The sequence below is a fragment of the Phreatobacter aquaticus genome, assembly GCF_005160265.1.
Taxonomy (GTDB): domain Bacteria; phylum Pseudomonadota; class Alphaproteobacteria; order Rhizobiales; family Phreatobacteraceae; genus Phreatobacter; species Phreatobacter aquaticus.
The window spans coordinates 53,252-73,224 of sequence record NZ_CP039865.1 but is presented as its reverse complement, the minus strand read 5'-3'; the positions used below and the strand labels follow the sequence as shown (position 1 = coordinate 73,224).

The window sequence follows — 19,973 nt, the reverse complement described above, 5'->3', positions numbered from 1 at the left end:
GAGCCGATGGCCTATCTCACCGGCGTCGGGCTCACCGCCTTCGGCAAGCATCCGGGCAAGGGGCCGGTCGACCTGATGGAGGAGGCGGCGCTGGATGCGCTCGCCGATTCCGGCCTGCCGCGCGATGCCATCGACGGGCTGATCTCCGGGTACGCCATGACCTATCCCCACCTGATGATGGGGGCCGTGATGTGCGAGCGGCTCGGCATCCGCCCGCACCATGCCCATCAGGCGCAATGCGGTGGGGCAACCGGCGCCATGGCCATCGTGCTGGCACGCCATCTGATTGCGGCGGGCGCCTGTCGCCATGTGCTTGTTCTGGGCGGCGAGAACCGGCTGACCGGCCAGAGCCGCGACGATTCCGTGAAGGCTCTGGCGACAGTCGGCCATCCCGAGCATGAGGTGCCGCTCGGCGCGTCGATCCCGGCCTACTATGCGCTGCTCGCCGCCCGCTATCTGCACGAGACCGGGGCGACCGAAGCCGAACTGGCGGAACTTGCGGTGTTGATGCGCCGCCATGCGATGGACCATCCTGGCGCGCAGTTGAGAAAGCCGCTGACGGTCGAAGACGTGATGGCGTCGAAGCCGGTCTCGACGCCGCTCAAGTTCGGCGATTGCTGCCCGATCAGCGATGGCGGTGCTGCCGTGATCGTCTCCGTCGAGCCGCTTTCGAAGGCGGCGATCCGGCTCGCCGGCTGGGGCGAGGCCCACACGCACCAGCATGTGTCGGAGATCCCCGACGATCTCGGCCTCGGCGCGAAGATTGCCGCAGCCCAGGCCTTCGACATCGCGGGGCGGACGCCGGCCGATATGCGGCTGCTCGGCCTCTATGACAGTTTCACGCCGACGCTGGCGATCTTCCTCGAGGCGCTGGGCTTTGCGGCGCCCGGCGGAGCGGGGAGGGCCGCGCGCGAGGGCCTGTTCGCAAAAGACGGGCCGCTGCCGCTCAACCTGCATGGCGGTCTGCTCTCCTATGGCCATCCGGGCGTTGCCGGGTTCATGGCGCATGTGGTCGAGGTGGTCAGGCAGATGCGCGGCGAGGCCGGATCGCGGCAGGTGGCGGATGCGCCGCTCGCCTATTGCCATGCCGATGGCGGGGTTCTCTCCAGCCATGTGGGCTTCGTGCTGGAGCGGGTGGCATGAGCGGCGTTGCCTTGTTCCGTTGCAGGTCCTGCGGCCATCACTGGCAGTTCCGCCGCGCGCTCTGCCCTGCCTGCGCCGAAGCCGACCCCGAGCCGGTCGAGGCGGAAGGACACGGCACGGTCTGGTCGGTGACGGTGGTCCATCGTGCGCCGACGCCGGAGCTCGACGTTCCTAGCGGCTATGGCATCGCTCTGGTCACGCTTGACGAGGGCGCGCGGGTGATGGCGCGGGCGCCGACCGAGCTTGCGACCGGCATGCGGGTGCTGGTCCATGCGCGCGACGGTCTGCTCTTTGCATCGCGGGCTTGACGCACAGGCGAAAATGCGGTGCCTCAGACCATCCCGCAGGTTGCATGCGGTGATCTCAATCTCACTCAGGGCCGACCCATGTCCGATCTCGATCTCGCCATCCGTGGTGGCACCGTCATCACCGCCTCGGACACGATCCGCTGCGATGTCGGCATCCGCAATGGCCGGGTGGCCCTGCTGGCCGAAGCCATCACCGATGCGAAGAAGACGATCGATGCATCGGGCCTCTACGTCATGCCGGGCGGCATCGACAGCCATGTCCATCTCGACCAGGATTCCGGCCCCGACATCACCATGGCCGACGGGTTCGAGACCGGGTCGCGGTCGGCGGCTGCCGGCGGCAACACGACGATCATTCCCTTCGCACTACAGGTGAAAGGCTCGTCGCTGCGCGGCTGCGTCAGCGACTATCACGCCAAGGCCGAGGGCAAGTCGCTGATCGACTATGGCTTCCACCTGATCGTCTCGGACCCGACGCCGACCGTGCTGAACCAGGAACTGCCGGCCCTGTTTGCCGATGGCTGCACCTCGTTCAAGGTGTTCATGACCTATGACGATCTGGTGCTGAACGATCGTCAGCTCCTGGAAGTGTTCTCGGTCGCCCGGCGCGAGCAGGCGCTCGTCATGGTCCATGCCGAGGGCTACGACACGATCAAGTTCATGACCGAGACGCTGGAGGCCGCCGGCAAGACGGCGCCCTACTACCACGGCGTGTCGCGCCCCGAGGTGATCGAGCGCGAGGCCTCGCACCGCGCCATCAGCCATGCCGAACTGATCGACGTGCCGATCATGATCGTCCACGTCTCCGGCCGCGAGGCGATGGAGCAGATCCGCTGGGCGAAGCAGCGCGGGCTCAAGGTCTATGCCGAGACCTGCCCGCAATATATCACGCTGACCGCCGACGACATGAAGGGCGCCAACATGGACATGTCGGGCGCCAAATATGTCTGCTCGCCGCCGCCGCGCGACACCGACAGCCAGAAGGCGATCTGGGAAGGCCTGAGCCAGGGCGTGTTCCACACCTTCTCGTCCGACCATTGCCCGTTCTTCTACGACAGCCCGCGCGGCAAGCTCAGCCCCAAGGGTCAGACCTCTTTCAAGTACGTGCCGAACGGCATTCCCGGCGTCGAGACGCGCATGCCGATCCTGTGGTCGGAGGGCGTGGCCAAGGGCCGCATCTCTGCGAACGAGTTCGTGGCGCTGACCTCGACCAATCACGCCAAGATCTACGGCCTCTATCCGAAGAAGGGCACGATCGCGGTCGGCTCGGACGCCGACATCGTGCTGTGGGATCCGAACCGCAAGGAAGTGCTGCGCCAGGAGATCCTGCACCATGGCTCGGACTACACGCCGTGGGAGGGCTTCGCTGTCACCGGCTATCCCGTCATGACGATCGCCCGCGGCCGGGTGATCGTCGAGGACGGCAAGGTGCTGGGCAAGCCCGGCGATGGCCAGTTCCTCAAGCGCGACAAGAGCCCCTATGCCGTGCCGGCTGGGGCGTGAGGCAGAGACGTTCGGCATTCGCCCGAGCCTCGAAGGACCTCTTGGCTCAACCCAGCGGCAATCCCCGCCTTTTCCGCTGGCTTACGGATATTTCCGTATCCCGTTCGCCGGTTCATCCCCCCTAGAGTGAAACCTTAAAGGCGGCGTCCCAACTGTCGCCACCAGAGGAGAATTTCGATGTCGTCTCTCACCCTGTCGCGCCGCCTGATTGCCGGCGCCGCCCTGCTGGCCGGCCTTGCCCTCGGCGCTCCCGCCCAGGCCCAGACCAAGGTTGCCATCGGCATTTCCGGCTGGACCGGCTTTGCGCCGCTCACACTCGCCAAGGAAGCCGGCATCTTCGCCCGCAACGGCCTCGACGTGACGATCCGCAAGATTCCGCAGGCGAGCCGCCACCTGGCGATCGCCTCCGGCGACATCCAGTGCGCAGCGACCACGGTCGAGACCTGGATCTCGTGGAATGCCAGCGGCATCGCCACCACCCAGCTGTTCCAGCTCGACAAGAGCTATGGCGCCGACGGCATGGTGACCCGCGGTTCGATCAATTCGATCCGCGACCTGCGCGGCCGCACGGTGGCCGCCTCGGCGCCGGGCACCTCGCCCTATTTCGCGCTGGCCTGGTTCCTCAAGGAAAACGGCCTGTCGGTGCGCGACGTGACCGTCGTCAACATGGAGCCGGGTCCGGCGGCCCAGGCCTTCGTGGCCGGTCAGAACGACGCGGCCATGACCTATGAGCCCTATCTCTCCTCAGTGCGTGCCGCCCCGCAGGCCGGCAAGATCATCGCGACCACGCTCGACTATCCGATGGTGATGGACACGTTCGGCTGCACGCCAGCCTTCATCCAGGCCAATGAGGCGGCTGTGCGCGCCATCGTGAAGAGCTATTTCGAGGCTCTCGAGATGATCAAGACCAACCAGGCCGAGGCCTACCGGATCATGGGCGCCGATGTCCGCCAGACCGCCGAACAGTTCGGCAATTCCGCGCAGTACCTGCGCTGGCAGGACCAGGCCGCCAACCGCACCTTCTTCGCCGGCGAGTGGCGCGCCTTCACCGAGAAGGCCGCCGACCTGCTGCTGGAGATCGGCGTGATCCGGCAGAAGCCGAATTTCGACACGATGGTCGACACGCGGTTCATCCAGTAAGGGCCCCGTTGCGCAGAGCGTCGTCATGCCCGGCCTCGTGCCGGGCATCCACGGCTTCTGCATTGATCGACATGAAGACGTGGATGGCCGGGACAAGCCCGGCCATGACGCTTTCAGAGACCTTGTCCTGAACCCGGAAGGCCCTTGCCCCCGATGAGACCGCTCCAACCCGTCTCCTCCTCTGCCAAGGTCGTGCTCGGCATATCGTTCTTCGTGCTGTTCTTCGCGGTCTGGGCCTTCTTCACGCTCGGCGGCTTCGTGCCGAAGATCTTCCTCGCCGACCCGATCACCATGGTGCGCGAGGGCATCGAGCTGATCACCAAGCACGGGTTCCTCGCCGATATCGGCGTCACCGTCTGGCGTGTAGTCGGCGGGTTCGTTGTTGCTGCGCTGGTGGCTGTCCCCATCGGGCTTGCCATGGGCGCCTACAAGCCGGTGGAAGCCTTCTTCGAGCCTTTCGTATCCTTTGCCCGCTACCTGCCGGCTTCCGCCTTCATTCCCCTGCTGATCCTGTGGGCCGGCGTCGGCGAGACGCAGAAGCTGCTCGTCATCTTCGTCGGCTCGGTGTTCCAGATCATCCTGATGGTGGCGGGTGCTGTCGGCTCGATCCGGCGGGATCTGGTGGAAGCGGCGCTGACGCTCGGCGCACGCGACCGGGGCATTGTCGGCCGCGTGCTGGTGCCCTATGCCGCGCCGCAGATCGCCGAGATCCTGCGGCTAGTGCTCGGCTGGGCCTGGACCTATGTCATCGTTGCCGAGCTCATCGGCTCGTCGTCGGGCATCGGCCACATGATCATCGAAAGCCAGGCGCTTCTGGCCACGGGTCAAATGATCTTCGGCATCATCATCATCGGGGTGATCGGGCTCATATCCGACTTCCTGTTCAAGGCGATCAACGCCCGGCTGTTCCCGTGGAGCGCGCTATGAGCGGCGTCGTCATCAAAGGCGTTTCCCGCACCTTTCCGGGCGTCAATGGCGGGGCGCCGATCCAGGCACTTGCGCCCGTCGACCTGACGGTTGCCGATGGCGAGTTCGTGGCGATCCTCGGCCCCTCCGGCTGCGGCAAGTCCACGCTGCTGCGCGCGGTCGCCGGCCTCGATACGCCGACTACCGGCACCATCACGCTCGACGGGCAGGCTGTCAGCGAGCCCGGCCGCGACCGTGGCATGGTGTTCCAGAGCTACACGCTGTTTCCCTGGCTCACGATCGTCGAGAATATCGAGTTCGGGCCACGCGAGAGCGGCATGGCCCCGGCGGCACGGCGCGCCATCGCCGAGAAGCTGATGGCGCAGGTCGGGCTCACCCAGTTCGCCAACCATTATCCGAAGCAATTGTCGGGCGGCATGCAGCAGCGCGCGGCGCTCGCCCGCGCGCTCGCCAACGACCCGAAGGTGCTTCTTCTCGATGAGCCCTTCGGCGCGCTCGACCACCAGACCCGTTCGCTGATGCAGGAATTGCTGCTGTCGATCTGGGAGCAACACCGCAAGACGATCCTGTTCGTCACCCACGATATCGAGGAGGCCGTGTTCATGGCCAACCGCGTGCTGGTGATGAGCGCGCGTCCTGGCCGGTTCAAGAGCGAGGTGACCGTGCCCTTCGCCCATCCGCGCTCGTACAAGATCAAGACGACGCCGGAATTTGCCGCGCTGGAAGAGAAGCTCACCGAGGACATTCGCGGCGAGACCATGATGGCGGTGTCGAGCGGGTTGTGAGTTTACCGCTCGCCGGGGCGCTCCAGCCCGGCGAGCCAGTCCAGCCCCTCTGCCAGGAACGCGGCGCGCATGTCATGGCCGCCGCCATGGCTGCAGAAGGTGAGCGTGCGGCCCGAGTCGCAGCCGCGCCAGGTGGTGCAGGTCTCGGCCTCCGGTCCTGGTGTGGCGACCGGCATGGCCTCGCAGCGATTGGTGCGGATCATTGCCGCGAGGCTCGCGCGGATATCGCCCTGTTTCGCACCGGATCCGACAACGCGGCCGCGCATCGGAACGGTTTCATCCGTGAGCCCGTGAATGTGGCGCAGGTCGACCGCGCCGCCGGGGCAGGGACCTTCGGGTACCGGCTCCCAGAACGCGCCGGCGACTGGCAGGAAACCGGTGAAGCCCTGGGGCGCATAGCAGGCGACATTCCAGGTGATGAAGGCGCCGGCCGAGAAGCCCGAGGCCACGATGGTGCGGCGATCGATGGGGAAGCGCTTCAACACATCGTCCAGCACCTCGTGGGCATAGGCGATATCGTCACGCGGCCTGGGGCCGCCCGGCCGGACGTTCCAGCGGCGGTCGAGACCGATGGGGAGGACCAGCAGGACGTTGCGGGTGTCGGCCAGAGTGCCGAGATCCGTCTCGGCAAGATCCTGCTGTGGCGAACTGCCGAAGCCGTGAAAGAACATGACGAGAGGCAGAGCCGAACGGCCGTCCCAGCCGGCGGGAGCGCGCAGCACATAGGCGCCGGTGGCAACCGGGCAGGGGGAGGTCGGATCGCAGGGCGCGGCGCTAGCGGGAGCGAGGCCCAGCACGATGGCCAGCATGAGCGCGAGAACAAAGGGCAGGGCGGCGACCTCGGCATGGCGGGGTCGTCACTGTCGCCGGAAGCGGGCCGGGATCAAGTCACTTTTGGTGGAGAGGGCCGGGCTTTGGGTTGAGAACCCCACCCCAACCCTCCCCGCAAAGCGGGGAGGGGGCCCCTCCCGGTCAGCGGCTCCTGCCAGCCTTGATGTCCGAAGACGGGCTCTTCGTCGGCATGAGCTGAGCCATGACCAAGACGTGAATTGAAACAGCGCCGAGAGCACGCCCGAGCCCCTTCCCCGCATGCGGGGAGGGTTGGGGTGGGGCAACTTCGTCCTTGCTGCCAGCCCCTCACTCTTCCTTCAGGCCGTAGTCGGGAATGCCCTGCTCGTTGCCGTAATATTTGTAGGGCAGGAACTTGCCGGACATTGTGATCTTCACTCGGTCGCCCTTGGGGTTCGGCTCGCGCTCGAAGGCAATGTTGAAGTCAATCGCCGACATGATGCCGTCGCCGAATTCCTCCTCGATCAGCGCCTTCCAGGCCGGGCCATTGACCATCACCATCTCGTAGAAGCGGTAGATCAGCGGGTCGGTCGGCGGCATCTGCGTGCCGCGATAGGGCACCTCGTTGAGCATCTTCTCTTCCGAGGGCGTCAGGCCGAACAGGGCGGCGGCCTTGGCGGCCAGCGGCTTCACCAGCTTCATCTGGCCCATCAGCGCGCCGATGATCAGCACTTCCGACATGCCGCCGATTTCGGTGGTGATGTATTTCCAGCTCCAGCCCTTGTCGCGCTTGATGTCGAGGATCTTCTCGGTGAGCTCTTCGCGGATCATGTCTCGTCTCCTTGGGACTGAGGTCTTGTTGAACAGGCTTTGGGTCAGGCGGTCACAGCGGCCGGCGGCGCGACATCGGCGCCGGGGCTGACGACCGGTGGGGCGCGGCGGTTCCAGACCTTGCCGGGCACGGCCAGTTCCTCGGTGAAGGCCTTGGAGCGCGACACGAGGAAGTCGATGATGTGGCTGCGCAGCGGGTAATAGGCGGGGTGCTTGTGCACCTCGTTGCGGGCGCGACCAGCGGGCAGGGGATTGGCGACGATCTCGGCGATCCGGGCATCCGGACCATTGGTCATCAGCACGATCTTGTCGGCGAGATAAATGGCCTCGTCGACATCGTGGGTGATCATGAACACGGTCTGGCCTGTGTCGCGGCAGATGCGGCGCACCTCGTCCTGCAGCGTGCCGCGGGTGAGCGCATCGAGCGCCGAGAACGGCTCGTCCATGAGCATGATCTTTGGCTCGATGGAAAGCGCGCGGGCGATGCCGACACGCTGCTTCATGCCGCCGGAGAGTTCCGCCGGCTTCTTGTGCTCGGCGCCGGCCAGGCCCACCAGCGCGATGGACTTCTTCGCGTGCTCCTCGACTTGCGCCTTCGACCAGTCGCGCCATTTGGACGCGACTGCATAGGCGACATTGCCGAGCACGGTGCGCCAGGGCAGCAGGCCGTGGCTCTGGAAGATCACTGCGCGGTCGAGGCTAGGGCCCTCGATCGCCTTGCCGTCGATGATGACGGCGCCCTCGGTCGGCTCGTCGAGGCCGGCGAGGATGTTGAGCACGGTCGTCTTGCCGCAGCCGGAATGGCCGATGACGCAGACGAACTCGCCCCGGTCCATCGCGAACCAGAGATCCTCGAAAATGGTGGTGCGGTTGCCGTCGGGCGCGGGGAAGCGGCGGGCGATGGCCTCGATGGAAATATAGGCGTTGGCCAAGGCCTTACTCCGGATAGGTCACGAGGCGCGTGAGCCGCGCCAGGATCTGGTCCAGAGCCATGCCGACAAGGCCGATCAGCAGGATCGCCGTGATGATGTCGGTGAGCGACAGGTTGTTCCACTGGTTCCAGACGAAATAGCCGATGCCTGTGCCGCCGACCAACATTTCGGCGGCGACGATCACCAGCCAGGCGATGCCGACCGAGATGCGCATGCCGGTGAGAATGGTCGGTGCGGCCGCCGGCAGAATGACCGTGAAGGCCTTGCGGATTGGCCCGACCTCCAGGGTGCGGGCGACGTTCAGCCAGTCCTTGCGGACGCTGGCGACGCCGAAGGCGGTGTTGATCAGCATCGGCCAGAGCGAGCAGATGAAGATGACGAAGATCGAGGACAGCGTGGAATCCTTGATCGTGTAGAGCGCGAGCGGCATCCAGGCGAGCGGCGAGATCGGCTTCATCACCTGGATGAACGGATCGAGTGCGCGATAGACGATCGGTGACATGCCGATGAGAAAGCCCAAGGGGACGGCGATCAGCACGGCGATGCCGAAGCCGATCAGCACGCGCGCCAGCGAATAGGCGAGCTGGATGCCGATGCCCATGTCGTTGGTGCCGCGGACATAGAACGGGTCCGACAGGTGACGCCAGATCGTTTTCGCGACATCGAGCGGGCCGGGCATGGCCGACTGGCCGCCGGTCGAGGCGGCCTGTCCGACGAGCTTGGCATATTCGGGATCGACCACCGCAGTGCCCGCGCCGCCGCCCTTCACCGCAAGGTGCCAGGCGACGACGAAGATGGTGAAAATCACCAGCGACAGAACAAGGGCGCGCGCGCCGACGGAGCGGGTCATGACTGGCCGATCAGGTCCGCTTTATCGCGAAGGAGGCGACGTATTCCTCAGGCTTGGCGGGATCGAAGGGCTTGCCCATCACCGAGAAGCTCTTCGACGTCGCGGTCGGCGGCGTGAGACCCAGTTCCTTCATCATCGCCCCGGCATCGGTTGCCAGGAACACCTGCCTGGCGATGGCCTGGTAGTCGATGTCAGTCTTCACCTGGCCCCAGCGCTTCATCTGGGTGAGGATCCACACCGCGAAGCTCTCCCACGGGAACGGGTCGAACTGAATGCGGTTGGCATCGCGCTTCACGCCGCCGAGACCGTCGGCATAGGTGCCGGTGAGGATCTGCTCCAGCACGGTGACCGGCTGGTTCAGATAGTTCGGTGCGGCGATGGCCTCGGCGATGGCCTTGCGGTTCTCCGCCTTCTGGGCGTGAGCGGTCGCGTCGATGATCGACTTCAGGAGCGCCCGATAGGTGTTCGGCATGGTGGTGACGAATTCGCGGCTCGCCGCGAAGGCGCAGCAGGGATGGCCGTCCCACAGCTCCTTGGACAGGAGGTGGATGAAGCCGACCCCGTCGAACACCGCGCGCTGGTTGAACGGATCGGGCCCGAGGAAGCCGTCAATGTTGTCGGCGCGCAGGTTCGCGACCATTTCCGGTGGCGGAACCGAGCGGATCTGCACGTCGCGGTCGGGGTCGATGCCGTGTTCCGCGAGATAGTAGCGGAGCAGGTAATTGTGCATGGAATAGTCGAAGGGCACGGCGAAGCGGAAGCCCTTCCAGTCCTTCGGGTCGCGCTTGTCCTTGTGCTTCATGGCGAGCGTGATCGCCTGGCCGTTGATGTTCTCGATCGCCGAGACCGAATAGGGGATCGGGTTCGAGCCGACGCCCATGGAAATGGCGATCGGCATGGGCGCCAGCATGTGGGCGGCGTCATATTCCTTGTTCAGGGTCTTGTCGCGGATGACCGCCCAGCCGGCCGTGCGCACCACTTCGACGTTCAGCCCGTGCTTCGAATAGAAGCCGAGCGGATGGGCCATGATGATGGGCGTCGCGCAGGTAATCGGGATGAAGCCGACCTTGAGGTCCTTCTTTTCGATCGGGCCGGTCTGGGCCAGCGCTTCGGTGGCCTGGCCGATCGGGAAGACCGAGGCGAGCGCTGCCGCCGCTGTCGAGGCGCCGACAGCCTTCAGGAAGGCGCGGCGCTGGTGATCGGCCGGAAACAGGGCGCGCATGACCGCCTGTTCGACGATGTTCCGGTAGCGACTCTCCTCGCCGGCATTCTCGATGGCGACCGCTTCCGCCGACAGGGCGGCCTGATGGGCGCTATCGCTCTCATGCCGGCCGCAGGAGCAGCCCTTGCCGAAGCGGGTGCCGGCGTTGAAGGGATTGTTGAACAGGGCCATGGGGCGTTGCCTCCGGATTGTTTCCGAAGCATCCAATCAAGCCCCGTGCCAGATGGCGCACAGCTGCATACATCCCGAAAAACGAGCTGTCTCAAGGCGTCCGGGGCATGTTGCGCCCCGGCCCTCTCGGTGATTGCCTAAAATAAAGGCAGTCAGAGCCAGTCCTGGTGAGTCACACCAGAAGCCGCCCTTCGGTGTGCTCCATCGGATAGAGCGGCCGCTGGACGCGGGTATAGGGGTGGTTCTCGTAGCGCTGCGACGAGGGCCCTTGAGTCTCCGAATAGAAGACCTTCGACGCGATGGGACCATAGGCGGCCTGGAAGTGCTGAGCCGACTTCAGGACCAGTAGGTCGTATTTGGATGGGTCGAGGCCGGCGAGCGTGAAGAGTTCTCGTCCCAGGGCCTGGCAGCGGTTCGAGTTGATGATGAGATCGATGCCGCCGATCCGCACAGCGGCAAGGTCGCCGACAGCTGCGCGCGCGTCGCCGAAGGACTGGAAGCAGTCCTTGGCGATCCCCAGCACTTCGCAATCGGCATCGACGGGATCGCCGGAGAGCTCGGATGTCTTGCCGCCGAGCCTGAGACGCAGGCGCCCGCCGACCCCGACCGCATGGCAGAACGTCACGGCAACCGGATCCCACATCGGGGCTACGGCCACGTTCTTCAGGTCGCGCCGGATCAGCTCCTTCAGCGACATCGTGTTGTCGGAAGCCGAGCCACCACCGGCATTGTCAGCCGGTTCGGCGATGATCGCCGGGCCCTTCGAGGTGTCGGTGGCAAGCGCCTGGTCCAGCGCATCGAGAAAGTCGAGATTGGGCGGCGCGGTCTTGCCGCGCAACGCGATGATCTCCTGGCCGAGCTTCGTGGCGAGAGCGTCGCCGGCCGCCTTCGCATTGTCGGTATAGACCAGCATGCGCGAGCCCATTTCCGGCACGTCGGCATGGGGGAACCCATGGCCGAAGGACACCGACAGCACGCCGTCCTTGCCTTCCAGCGCCTTCATGCGGGTGACAAAGGACGTGTTGGGCTCGGAGGTCGTCGGATAAAAGGCGATCTGCCGGCAATCATAGAGCGAGACCGTCGGCTTGATCTCGCCGCGGATGGTCTTCAGCACCAGCGTCAGCAGCTCCTCCGCGCGCGGCACTATGTCGACATGCGGATATTCCTTGAACAGCACGATGACGTCGGCGAGGCCGACGCGCTTCAAGGTGAGGTGGCAGTGCGGGTCGAGCTCGACGCCGATCACGCATGAGGGACCGACAATGGCGCGCACGCGCTCCAGGAGGTCACCCTCGCAATCGTCATAGCCGTCGGCGACCATGGCACCGTGCAGGCCGAGCAGCACGCCATCGACCGGCATGGCGGCCTTCAACTGGCCGAGGATCTCGTCGCGCAGGGTCTCGAAGGCGCGCTTCGTGGTGGGACCGGCGGGCTGTGCAAAGAAGCATGAGCCCTCGATCAGAGTGAAGCCTTCCTGCTGCGCGCGCCGGCGCGCCACCCAGAGAGGTGCCGTGCAGAGCGACGGCTCGTCGGGATGTTCGCCGGGCCTTGCCGTGAAGCAGGTGAAATAGCTCTCCTCCGAGGTCGGTATCGGGGAAAACGTATTCGTCTCGGTGGCGAGGCTGGCGGCGAACAGGCGCATGGCTGTATCCTTGGGACTGAGACGTCGCGCATTCCACCTTGACCGGGCCCCCAAGCTCAAGTGCTGTTCGCGACATGCCAACCATGACAACCGGCGGATCCGAACCGCCGGGCCACCTGATGCGACGGGCCTGACATGATCATCGACATTCCCGCAAGCGGCGCACGCCTGCTGCCGAACCCGCTTCTCGACCGGGCGAAGCCCTATGGACCGGCCGAGCAGGCGATCCTGTCACTGGCCGGCGCCCGGAAGGCCCATGCCACCATCCGCGCGTGGGACGGCTACACGCCGACGCCGCTCAAGAGCCTCGGCTCGATTGCCCGCGACACCGGCGTGGCGCAGGTCATGTACAAGCACGAGGGCAAGCGCTTCGAGCTGAAGAGCTTCAAGGCCATGGGCGGCGCCTATGCCGTGCAGCGTCTCGTCGAGCAGCGCGGATCGGCCGAAGGGCTCACGGTCACCTGCGCCACCGATGGCAATCACGGCCGCGCGGTGGCCTGGGGCGCGCGCAGGCTGGGCGTGAAGGCCGTGATCTATGTCCATGAACATGTGAGCCAGGGCCGGGCCGACGCCATTGCCGCTTTCGGGGCCGAGGTGCGCCGCGCGCCGGGCAACTACGACGATGCTGTCAGGGCCGCTGCCGTTGCGGCTGAAGAGAATGGCTGGACCATCGTCTCGGACACGTCCTGGCCCGGCTACGACATCATCCCGCGCGACGTGATGCAGGGCTATGCCGTGCTGGCGCTGGAGGCCGAGGTCCAGGGGCCGGTGCCGACCCATATCTTCGTGCAGGGCGGCGTCGGCGGGCTCGCCGCCGGTATCCTCTCCTATCACTGGGAGACGCGCGGGGCCCGGCGCCCGGTGGTCGTTGTGGTGGAGCCTGACAAGGCGGACTGCCTGTTCGTCAGCGCCAAAGCCGGGCGGTGGACGACGGTTGGCGGCGATCTCGACACGATCATGGCGGGGCTTGCCTGCGGAGAACCCTCCGAACTCGCATGGGCGCTGCTGGCGCCCGGCGCCGATGCCTATGAGACGATCCCCGATGCGCGCGCTGCCGACACGATGCGGCGTCTCGCCGATCTCGGCATCGCGGCCGGTGAATCCGGTGTCGCCGGCCTTGCCGGCTTCATCAGTCTGGCAGGCGATGAAGCCGCCCGCGTGGCGCTTGGGATCGACGCCACATCGCGCATCCTGTGCTTCGGCACGGAAGGTGCAACCGACCCCGTCATCTATCGCGACATTGTCGGCCGCGAGGCCGCAGAGGTTGAAGGACGCCCCGCATGAGCCGCATCGTCACCGTCGGCGCCGCCCAGATGGGCGCCATTCAACGCGCCGACAGCCGTGCGGCCGTCGTCAAGCGCATGATCGAACTGATGCGGCAGGCGGCCGCCCATGGCTGCGACGTCGTCGTCTATCCCGAACTGACGCTGACCACGTTCTTTCCCCGCTGGTTCATGGAAAACCAGGACGAGATCGACACGTTCTTCGAGCGCGAAATGCCGTCGAACGAGACTGCGCCGCTGTTCAACGAGGCGGCCAGGCTCGGCATCGGGTTCTCGTTCGGCTATGCCGAGCTGACGCCTGAGGGTCGGCATTTCAACACGTCACTGATCGTCGACAAGACGGGACGGCAGGTTGGGAAATACCGCAAGATCCATCTGCCGGGCCATCGCGAGCCTGAGCCGTGGCGCGCCTTCCAGCATCTGGAGAAGCGCTATTTCGAGGTGGGCGATCTCTCCTGGGGTGTCTGGAACGCCTTTGGCGGCCTTGCGGGCATGATGATCTGCAATGACCGGCGCTGGCCGGAGAGCTATCGCGTCATGGGGCTGCAGGGCGTCGAGATGATCTTCGTTGGCTACAACACGCCGCGCCACAATCCGCCGGCGCCCGATCACGACCGTCTCAGCGAGTTCCACAACCAGCTGGTGCTGCAGGCCGGTGCCTATCAGAACGGCACCTGGGTGGTCGGCGTCGGCAAATGCGGCGTCGAGGAAGGCTGCGAGATGATCGGGGCCACCTCCATCGTGGCCCCCACCGGCGAGATCATCGGGCAGTCGCTGACGCAAGAGGATGAACTCGTTATCGCGCGCTGCGATCTCGATCTCACCAAGAGCTACAAGGCGACGACCTTCAATTTCGACCTGCACCGCGAGCCGGACCAGTATCGCCGGATCGTCGAGCAGAAGGGCGTGATCCGGCCCTCGGCCGATTGAGCGGGACATAGGTTGTCGTCGGAGAGCCTTGCGGCCAGGCGTTTGACACCAGGGCGCGAAGCAGCTTGGCTCCGCCTCATGTTCGTCACCTCCTCCGATCTCTCAGGCCTCACCGGCATCCGCCACGCCTTCTTCACCCGTGAGGGGGGCGTGTCGGGTGGCATCTATGGCTCGCTCAATGCCGGCCTCGGCTCGAACGACGACCCAGCCCATGTCCGCGAGAATCGCCGGCGCATGACGGAAGCCCTCGGCGTGGCCGAGGATGGGCTGATCTCCTGTTTCCAGATCCATTCGCCGAATGTGGTGATCGCCGAGACGCCGCATGACGGTGGCGACCGCCCGCGCGCCGATGCGGTGGTGACCAGGGTGCCCGGCATCGCCTGTGGCGTCGCCTCAGCCGATTGCGGCCCCGTTCTGTTCGCCGATGAGGCCGCCGGCGTCGTCGGTGCCGCCCATGCCGGCTGGAAAGGCGCCATCGGCGGCGTGCTGGAGGCGACGATTGCCGCCATGGAGGGGCTCGGAGCAGACCGCACCCGCATCCGCACCGCCATCGGCCCGCTGATCCGCCAGCCGAGCTACGAGGTCGGGCAGGGCTTCGTCGACCAGTTCGTCGCGGCCGATGCCGGCTATGTCCGCTTCTTCTCAGCCGGCAAGCCGGGACATGCCCAGTTCGACCTGCCGGGCTTCATCGCCCATCGGCTGAGGCTGGCCGGCGTCGGATCGGTGGATGACCTGGGCCTCGATACCTATCCGGACGCCGACCGATTCTTCTCCTATCGCCGCACCACCCATCGCGGCGAGCCGGATTATGGCCGGCATATCGCGGCGATCACGCTGGCTGCGCGGTAGCCGAGGGGTTCTGCGGAGACCTAGGCGTCCTTCGAGGCTCGGCTTCGCCCCACACCTCAGGATGAGGCACGGATAGGGTCCGCCCGCGGCACGACGGGAGGCAGGCCTGCTCTTTCCACCCTCATCCTGAGGTGCGAGCACCAGCGAGCCTCGAAGGACCTCGTCCCTGCATCACTCCCCGCCTCGTTCACCATGGTTAGCGAAGTATGAACACCAGCTGGACCGACCTGCCGCGCCGGGTTATCCAGAGCGACCGGAGGCGTTCCATGTCGCGTGTCTCGTTTCGCTCCCTTGCCCCGCTTGCCGTCGCCGGTCTGGCACTTGCCGGCTGCACGGCGGATGGCTCGACCACATCCGGCACGGCGGGGCTGCCCGCAGCGGGTGCCATTGCCTTCGAGGCGATTGATGGCGCTCCCTCCACCGTCAACGAGCGGCTGGTCGGCCGTCTGACCGGCGAGGCCGCCTCCCGCCGCATTCAGGTCGTCGCCCGCGACGGCGCCCCCCGCTATCGCGTGCGCGGCTATATGGCGACGTCCGGTTCCGGGGCGTCGGCCACCGTCACCTATGTCTGGGACGTGTTTGACCCCCAGCAGCGCCGCTCCACCCGCATCGCCGGCGAGGAGCGCGTGGCAGCTCAGGGACGCGATGCCTGGACCGGGCTGGACGATGCCGCAGCGGGCCGGATCGCCGCCCGCTCCATGGACCAGATCGCCGCCTGGATGGCGACGCCGCAGAGCGCCGCCCCAGCAATTGCCAGCGCCCCGCCGGCAGCTGAGCCGACGGCGCAGGCACCGGTCGTGACCGCCGCATCCACCTTCGCCTCGCCCCAGGCCGCACCCGCCGGCGCGCCTCCCGCCACCACCGCCCAGACCGGTGGACCACTCGAGCCGCTGCCTGCGCGGCAATAAAGAGTCACTCAACCGTCACACCCGCTTGATCTCTGTGTGTTGCGGGCGCCACCGCCATTGTGGCGGACCTGCACGGTTGCTAAGAGGGCCGCGCGCTTCCTCCATTCCGCGCCACAGCCTGAGCGAGACTACGTCGATGTCGAGAAAACCCGGGATCAAGATCGTTTCCGGCAACTCCAACCGACCGCTCGCCGAAGCGATCGGCGCCTATCTGCAGACGCCGCTGACCAAGGCATCAGTCAGGCGGTTCGCCGATATGGAGATTTTTGTCGAAATCCAGGAAAACGTGCGCGGCGAGGACGTCTATATCGTCCAGTCGACCTCGTTCCCGACCAATGACCACCTGATGGAGTTGCTGATCATCTGCGATGCGCTGCGCCGCTCCTCGGCCAAGCGCATCTCGGCGGTTATCCCCTATTTCGGCTATGCCCGCCAGGACCGCCGCTCCGGTTCGCGCACGCCGATCTCCGCCAAGCTGGTCGCCAATCTGATCACCCAGGCCGGTGCCGACCGCGTGATGACGCTGGATCTCCATGCCGGCCAGATCCAGGGCTTCTTCGACATTCCGACCGACAACCTCTTCGCGGCGCCGCTGCTCGCCAAGGACATCAAGGACAACCGCGACATCGCCGATGTGATGGTCGTGTCGCCCGATGTCGGCGGCGTGGTGCGCGCCCGTGCGCTCGCCAAGCGCATCGATGCCCAGCTCGCCATCGTCGACAAGCGCCGCGAGCGCCCCGGCGAGAGCGAGGTGATGAATGTCATCGGCGATGTCGAGGGCAAGAGCTGCATCCTCGTCGACGACATCGTCGATTCCGGCGGCACGCTGGTGAACGCGGCTGAAGCCCTGCTCGCTCGCGGCGCCAAGGATGTCTCGGCCTATATCACCCACGGCGTTCTGTCGGGTGGCGCGGTGGCCCGCATCACCGCCTCCAAGCTCAAGGAACTGGTGATCACCGATTCGATCCTGCCGACCGAGGCTGTCAGGGTTGCGCGCAACATCCGCACCCTGTCGGTTGCCAGCCTGATCGGCGAGGCGATCGCCCGCACCGCGACGGAAGAGAGCGTGTCGAGCCTGTTCGACTGAGGGCTTTCGAAGGCTTGTAGCTCGGATTTCAATAAGGTCCTTCGAGGCTCGCTTCGCTCGCACCTCAGGATGAGGTGGGGATGGATCTGGGCTAGCGTCGCAGGACGTGGCGGTAGGCGCTCCTTGGCGCTCTCCCTCCATTCCTCATCCTGAGGTGCGAGCGAAGCGAGCCTCGAAGGACCTTTTTCTTCCTACCTCACCTTCCCCATCGCCTTCTCGACCTTCGCCAGAAACGCCTCGCGCTGTCCGTAGCTCGCCGAATCCATCCGGTGAAGCGCCAGCCACAATGTCCGGCATTTCGGCGCCACCAGCGGTGGCAGGCCGCGCAGCAGGGTGCGCCGTCCCGGCTCCGACATCCAGAATTTCCACCACCACCAGGGTGAGCCGAGCGTCGAGATCGCCCCGATGAACCGGATATTGGTGAGAACTCGGCCGATCGGCTTGCCAGGCACAGGCATGCGGAAGGTGGCATGCGGGATCCAGACCCGGTCGAGCCAGCCCTTCAGCATGGCGGGGAGTCCATACCACCAGGTCGGATAGACGAAGAGCAGGCCCTCGCACCAGCGCAGCGCCGCCAGGTGCTCGGCAATCGGGGCCTCGTTGTCGCCCACCGTGTGATAGCCGCGGCGCTCCTCGGCGCTCATCACCGCCTCGAAGTCCATGGCGTGGAGATCGAGAAGCCGGACATCATGGCCGGCCTCGCCCAGCGCTGCCACCGCACGGTCACGCACGGCAGCGGTGAAGCTCTCGGAACAGGGGTGGCAATAGACGACAAGCATGCGCATCGAAACAGTCTCATGGGTGGAATCGCTGCCGACAAGGGTGCATGCGACGGCGGACGATGCTAGAGCCACGCCATGGCTCCTCCTCTTCTGCAATTGCAGGCTATCCACCTCACCTTTGGCGGCACACCGCTCCTGACCTCCGCCGACTTGTCGGTCGAAGCGGGCGACCGGCTGGCGCTTGTCGGCCGCAATGGCTCGGGCAAATCGACCCTGCTCAAGATCGCCGCGGGGCTGGTCGAGCCGGACGGCGGCACGCGCTTCGCCCAGCCCGGTGCGACCATCCGCTATCTCCTGCAGGAGCCGGATCTCTCGGCCTTCGACACGACACTTGCCTATGTCGAGGCGGGGCTGGGCCCAAGCGACGACCTCTATCGCGCGCGCATGCTGCTGAACGATCTCGGCCTGACCGGCGAGGAGGGCACGGCCTCGTTGTCCGGCGGCGAAGCCAAGCGCGCGGCGCTTGCCTGCGCGCTCGCGCCCGAGCCCGACATTCTGATTCTCGACGAGCCGACCAACCATCTCGACCTGCCGGCGATTGAATGGCTGGAAAAGGCGATCAAGGCCTCGCGCTCGGCCATCGTCATGATCAGCCACGACCGGCGCTTCCTGGAAAATCTGTCGCGCGCCACGGTCTGGCTCGATCGCGGCGAGACGCGCCGACTCGACAAGGGCTTCGGCTTCTTCGAGGCCTGGCGCGACGAGGTGCTGGAGCAGGAGGAAATGGCCCAGCACAAGCTCGATCGGCAGATCAACCGCGAGGAGCACTGGCTGCGCTACGGCGTGTCGGCCAGGCGCAAGCGCAATGTCCGCCGTCTCGGCAATCTGCTGGGCCTGCGCAAGGATTTCCGCGAGCACCGCAAGGCGGTTGGCAATGTCTCCATGGTGGTGTCGGAAGCCGAGGCCTCCGGCAAGCGCATCGTCGAGGCGCGCGGCATCTCCAAGAGCTTCGGCGACCGCAAGATCGTCGACGATCTGACCATCCGCATCCTGCGCGGCGACCGGTTGGGACTGGTCGGCCCGAATGGCGCCGGCAAGACGACGCTGGTACGCATGCTCACCGGCACGCTGGAGCCCGACGAGGGCACGGTGAAGCTTGGCGCCAACCTGTTGATGGCGACGCTTGACCAGAAGCGCGAGGAGCTCGATCCGGCGACACCGCTCGCCGAGGCGCTGACCCGCGGGCGCGGCGACTATGTGACGATCAACGGCGAGAACCGCCATGTGATCGGCTACATGAAGGACTTCCTGTTCACGCCCGAGCAGAAGGGCACGCCGGTCGGCGTTCTCTCCGGCGGCGAGCGCGGCAGGCTCCTGCTGGCGCGCGGCCTCGCTAGCCCCGCCAATGTTCTGGTGCTCGACGAGCCGACCAATGATCTCGATCTCGAGACGCTCGATCTCCTGCAGGAAATGCTGACCGATTTCCCCGGCACCGTGATCCTGGTCTCCCATGACCGCGACTTCCTCGACCGGGTCTGCACCTCCGTGCTGGTCAGCGAGGGCGAGGGCCACTGGGTCGAATATGCCGGCGGCTACTCCGACATGGTGGCGCAGCGCGGCGCGGGTGTTCAGGCCCGTAAGGTGGAAGCGGCCGCCAAGGCGGCGGCACCGGCCGCTGCTTCGGCTCCAGCGGCTTCGGCAGATGCCGGCAAGCGCAAGCTCACCTTCCGTGAGAAGCACGATCTCGACAGCCTGCCGGGCCGCATGGAAGCGCTTGGCCGCGACATCGCCAAACTGCAGGCGATCCTCGCCGATCCCGCCCTGTTCACCCGCGACCGCCCGGCCTTCGACAAGGCCTCGGCTGCGCTGACCAAGGCGCAGGGCGAATTGCAGGCGGCCGAAGACCGCTGGCTGGAGCTGGAAATGCTGAAGGAGAGCCTGGAGGCGTGAG

The 19,973-nt window shown here is 66.1% G+C and carries 19 protein-coding genes; 12 read left to right on the top strand and 7 right to left on the bottom strand.

All coding sequences use genetic code 11. The features are described 5' to 3' along the window. Positions 1 to 6 precede the first annotated feature (6 nt). From E8L99_RS00350 to E8L99_RS00325, 6 genes are all read left to right on the top strand, one after another. Positions 7 to 1,143 (top strand): thiolase family protein, encoded by a 1,137-nt coding sequence (locus E8L99_RS00350; protein ID WP_137097691.1) that lies wholly within the window; start codon positions 7 to 9, stop codon positions 1,141 to 1,143. Next, on the top strand, positions 1,140 to 1,451 hold the full coding sequence (locus E8L99_RS00345; protein WP_137097690.1) for a Zn-ribbon domain-containing OB-fold protein: 312 nt from the start codon (positions 1,140 to 1,142) through the stop codon (positions 1,449 to 1,451). Before E8L99_RS00350 ends, E8L99_RS00345 begins: the two co-directional genes overlap by 4 nt. 78 nt (positions 1,452 to 1,529) lie before the next feature. Then, the gene (hydA, locus tag E8L99_RS00340; protein ID WP_137097689.1) at positions 1,530 to 2,954 is read left to right on the top strand and encodes a dihydropyrimidinase; all 1,425 of its coding nucleotides are present in this window, start codon (positions 1,530 to 1,532) and stop codon (positions 2,952 to 2,954) included. 177 nt (positions 2,955 to 3,131) lie between these two features. Next, positions 3,132 to 4,094, top strand: coding sequence for an ABC transporter substrate-binding protein (locus E8L99_RS00335; protein WP_137097688.1), 963 nt, complete (start codon positions 3,132 to 3,134; stop codon positions 4,092 to 4,094). A 153-nt stretch (positions 4,095 to 4,247) separates the two neighbouring features. Continuing rightward, complete coding sequence (locus E8L99_RS00330; protein WP_137097687.1) at positions 4,248 to 5,021, top strand: ABC transporter permease; 774 nt, start codon at positions 4,248 to 4,250, stop codon at positions 5,019 to 5,021. Next, positions 5,018 to 5,806, top strand: a complete 789-nt coding sequence (locus E8L99_RS00325) for an ABC transporter ATP-binding protein (protein ID WP_137097686.1) — start codon at positions 5,018 to 5,020, stop codon at positions 5,804 to 5,806. Before E8L99_RS00330 ends, E8L99_RS00325 begins: the two co-directional genes overlap by 4 nt. Positions 5,807 to 5,808: 2 nt before the next feature. Here the strand turns inward: E8L99_RS00325 and E8L99_RS00320 are convergent, their stop codons facing one another. The 6 genes from E8L99_RS00320 to E8L99_RS00295 all read right to left on the bottom strand — a co-directional run bounded on the left by E8L99_RS00320 (position 5,809) and on the right by E8L99_RS00295 (position 12,243). After that, positions 5,809 to 6,615 (bottom strand): alpha/beta hydrolase family esterase, encoded by an 807-nt coding sequence (locus E8L99_RS00320; RefSeq protein ID WP_137097685.1) that lies wholly within the window; start codon positions 6,613 to 6,615, stop codon positions 5,809 to 5,811. A 328-nt stretch (positions 6,616 to 6,943) separates the two neighbouring features. Continuing rightward, the gene (cynS, locus tag E8L99_RS00315; RefSeq protein ID WP_137097684.1) at positions 6,944 to 7,426 is read right to left on the bottom strand and encodes a cyanase; all 483 of its coding nucleotides are present in this window, start codon (positions 7,424 to 7,426) and stop codon (positions 6,944 to 6,946) included. A 44-nt stretch (positions 7,427 to 7,470) separates the two neighbouring features. Continuing rightward, positions 7,471 to 8,358 carry an ABC transporter ATP-binding protein gene (locus E8L99_RS00310; protein WP_137097683.1) on the bottom strand — a complete coding sequence of 296 codons (888 nt, stop codon included), beginning with the start codon at positions 8,356 to 8,358 and terminating at the stop codon, positions 7,471 to 7,473. A gap of 4 nt (positions 8,359 to 8,362) precedes the next feature. After that, positions 8,363 to 9,208, bottom strand: coding sequence for a nitrate ABC transporter permease (gene ntrB / locus E8L99_RS00305; protein WP_137097682.1), 846 nt, complete (start codon positions 9,206 to 9,208; stop codon positions 8,363 to 8,365). Between the two features lie 10 nt (positions 9,209 to 9,218). Beyond that, positions 9,219 to 10,601 (bottom strand): CmpA/NrtA family ABC transporter substrate-binding protein, encoded by a 1,383-nt coding sequence (locus tag E8L99_RS00300; protein ID WP_137097681.1) that lies wholly within the window; start codon positions 10,599 to 10,601, stop codon positions 9,219 to 9,221. 172 nt (positions 10,602 to 10,773) lie between these two features. Beyond that, entirely contained in the window at positions 10,774 to 12,243 is a 1,470-nt protein-coding gene (locus tag E8L99_RS00295) for a M81 family metallopeptidase (RefSeq protein WP_137097680.1), read from the bottom strand. A 135-nt stretch (positions 12,244 to 12,378) separates the two neighbouring features. Between E8L99_RS00295 and E8L99_RS00290 the strand changes: the two genes are divergently transcribed. The 5 genes from E8L99_RS00290 to E8L99_RS00270 all read left to right on the top strand — a co-directional run bounded on the left by E8L99_RS00290 (position 12,379) and on the right by E8L99_RS00270 (position 17,300). Further along, entirely contained in the window at positions 12,379 to 13,527 is a 1,149-nt protein-coding gene (locus E8L99_RS00290) for a diaminopropionate ammonia-lyase (RefSeq protein ID WP_137097679.1), read from the top strand. Next, positions 13,524 to 14,456 (top strand): N-carbamoyl-D-amino-acid hydrolase, encoded by a 933-nt coding sequence (locus E8L99_RS00285; RefSeq protein WP_137097678.1) that lies wholly within the window; start codon positions 13,524 to 13,526, stop codon positions 14,454 to 14,456. Before E8L99_RS00290 ends, E8L99_RS00285 begins: the two co-directional genes overlap by 4 nt. A gap of 78 nt (positions 14,457 to 14,534) precedes the next feature. Then, positions 14,535 to 15,305, top strand: a complete 771-nt coding sequence (pgeF, locus tag E8L99_RS00280) for a peptidoglycan editing factor PgeF (RefSeq protein ID WP_137097677.1) — start codon at positions 14,535 to 14,537, stop codon at positions 15,303 to 15,305. A 266-nt stretch (positions 15,306 to 15,571) separates the two neighbouring features. Then, on the top strand, positions 15,572 to 16,213 hold the full coding sequence (locus tag E8L99_RS00275) for a hypothetical protein (RefSeq protein ID WP_137097676.1): 642 nt from the start codon (positions 15,572 to 15,574) through the stop codon (positions 16,211 to 16,213). A 136-nt stretch (positions 16,214 to 16,349) separates the two neighbouring features. Further along, positions 16,350 to 17,300 carry a ribose-phosphate pyrophosphokinase gene (locus tag E8L99_RS00270; RefSeq protein ID WP_137097675.1) on the top strand — a complete coding sequence of 317 codons (951 nt, stop codon included), beginning with the start codon at positions 16,350 to 16,352 and terminating at the stop codon, positions 17,298 to 17,300. A gap of 191 nt (positions 17,301 to 17,491) precedes the next feature. Here the strand turns inward: E8L99_RS00270 and E8L99_RS00265 are convergent, their stop codons facing one another. Further along, positions 17,492 to 18,085 carry an NAD(P)H-dependent oxidoreductase gene (locus tag E8L99_RS00265; protein ID WP_137097674.1) on the bottom strand — a complete coding sequence of 198 codons (594 nt, stop codon included), beginning with the start codon at positions 18,083 to 18,085 and terminating at the stop codon, positions 17,492 to 17,494. Positions 18,086 to 18,157: 72 nt separating this feature from the next. Here E8L99_RS00265 and E8L99_RS00260 point away from each other — a divergent pair, with 72 nt between their 5' ends. Beyond that, the gene (locus E8L99_RS00260; RefSeq protein ID WP_137097673.1) at positions 18,158 to 19,972 is read left to right on the top strand and encodes an ABC-F family ATP-binding cassette domain-containing protein; all 1,815 of its coding nucleotides are present in this window, start codon (positions 18,158 to 18,160) and stop codon (positions 19,970 to 19,972) included. The last annotated feature ends 1 nt before the right edge of the window (position 19,973 follow it).

Bases quoted from the DNA above. Each gene is read 5' to 3' on its own strand.
- E8L99_RS00350 (WP_137097691.1), top strand. From the start codon at position 7: ATGGCCTATCTCACCGGCGTCGGGCTCACCGCCTTCGGCAAGCATCCG.
- E8L99_RS00345 (WP_137097690.1), top strand. From the start codon at position 1,140: ATGAGCGGCGTTGCCTTGTTCCGTTGCAGGTCCTGCGGCCATCACTGG.
- hydA (WP_137097689.1), top strand. From the start codon at position 1,530: ATGTCCGATCTCGATCTCGCCATCCGTGGTGGCACCGTCATCACCGCC.
- E8L99_RS00335 (WP_137097688.1), top strand. From the start codon at position 3,132: ATGTCGTCTCTCACCCTGTCGCGCCGCCTGATTGCCGGCGCCGCCCTG.
- E8L99_RS00330 (WP_137097687.1), top strand. From the start codon at position 4,248: ATGAGACCGCTCCAACCCGTCTCCTCCTCTGCCAAGGTCGTGCTCGGC.
- E8L99_RS00325 (WP_137097686.1), top strand. From the start codon at position 5,018: ATGAGCGGCGTCGTCATCAAAGGCGTTTCCCGCACCTTTCCGGGCGTC.
- E8L99_RS00320 (WP_137097685.1), bottom strand. From the start codon at position 6,615: ATGCTGGCCATCGTGCTGGGCCTCGCTCCCGCTAGCGCCGCGCCCTGC.
- cynS (WP_137097684.1), bottom strand. From the start codon at position 7,426: ATGATCCGCGAAGAGCTCACCGAGAAGATCCTCGACATCAAGCGCGAC.
- ntrB (WP_137097682.1), bottom strand. From the start codon at position 9,208: ATGACCCGCTCCGTCGGCGCGCGCGCCCTTGTTCTGTCGCTGGTGATT.
- E8L99_RS00300 (WP_137097681.1), bottom strand. From the start codon at position 10,601: ATGGCCCTGTTCAACAATCCCTTCAACGCCGGCACCCGCTTCGGCAAG.
- E8L99_RS00295 (WP_137097680.1), bottom strand. From the start codon at position 12,243: ATGCGCCTGTTCGCCGCCAGCCTCGCCACCGAGACGAATACGTTTTCC.
- E8L99_RS00290 (WP_137097679.1), top strand. From the start codon at position 12,379: ATGATCATCGACATTCCCGCAAGCGGCGCACGCCTGCTGCCGAACCCG.
- E8L99_RS00285 (WP_137097678.1), top strand. From the start codon at position 13,524: ATGAGCCGCATCGTCACCGTCGGCGCCGCCCAGATGGGCGCCATTCAA.
- pgeF (WP_137097677.1), top strand. From the start codon at position 14,535: ATGTTCGTCACCTCCTCCGATCTCTCAGGCCTCACCGGCATCCGCCAC.
- E8L99_RS00275 (WP_137097676.1), top strand. From the start codon at position 15,572: ATGTCGCGTGTCTCGTTTCGCTCCCTTGCCCCGCTTGCCGTCGCCGGT.
- E8L99_RS00270 (WP_137097675.1), top strand. From the start codon at position 16,350: ATGTCGAGAAAACCCGGGATCAAGATCGTTTCCGGCAACTCCAACCGA.
- E8L99_RS00265 (WP_137097674.1), bottom strand. From the start codon at position 18,085: ATGCGCATGCTTGTCGTCTATTGCCACCCCTGTTCCGAGAGCTTCACC.
- E8L99_RS00260 (WP_137097673.1), top strand. From the start codon at position 18,158: ATGGCTCCTCCTCTTCTGCAATTGCAGGCTATCCACCTCACCTTTGGC.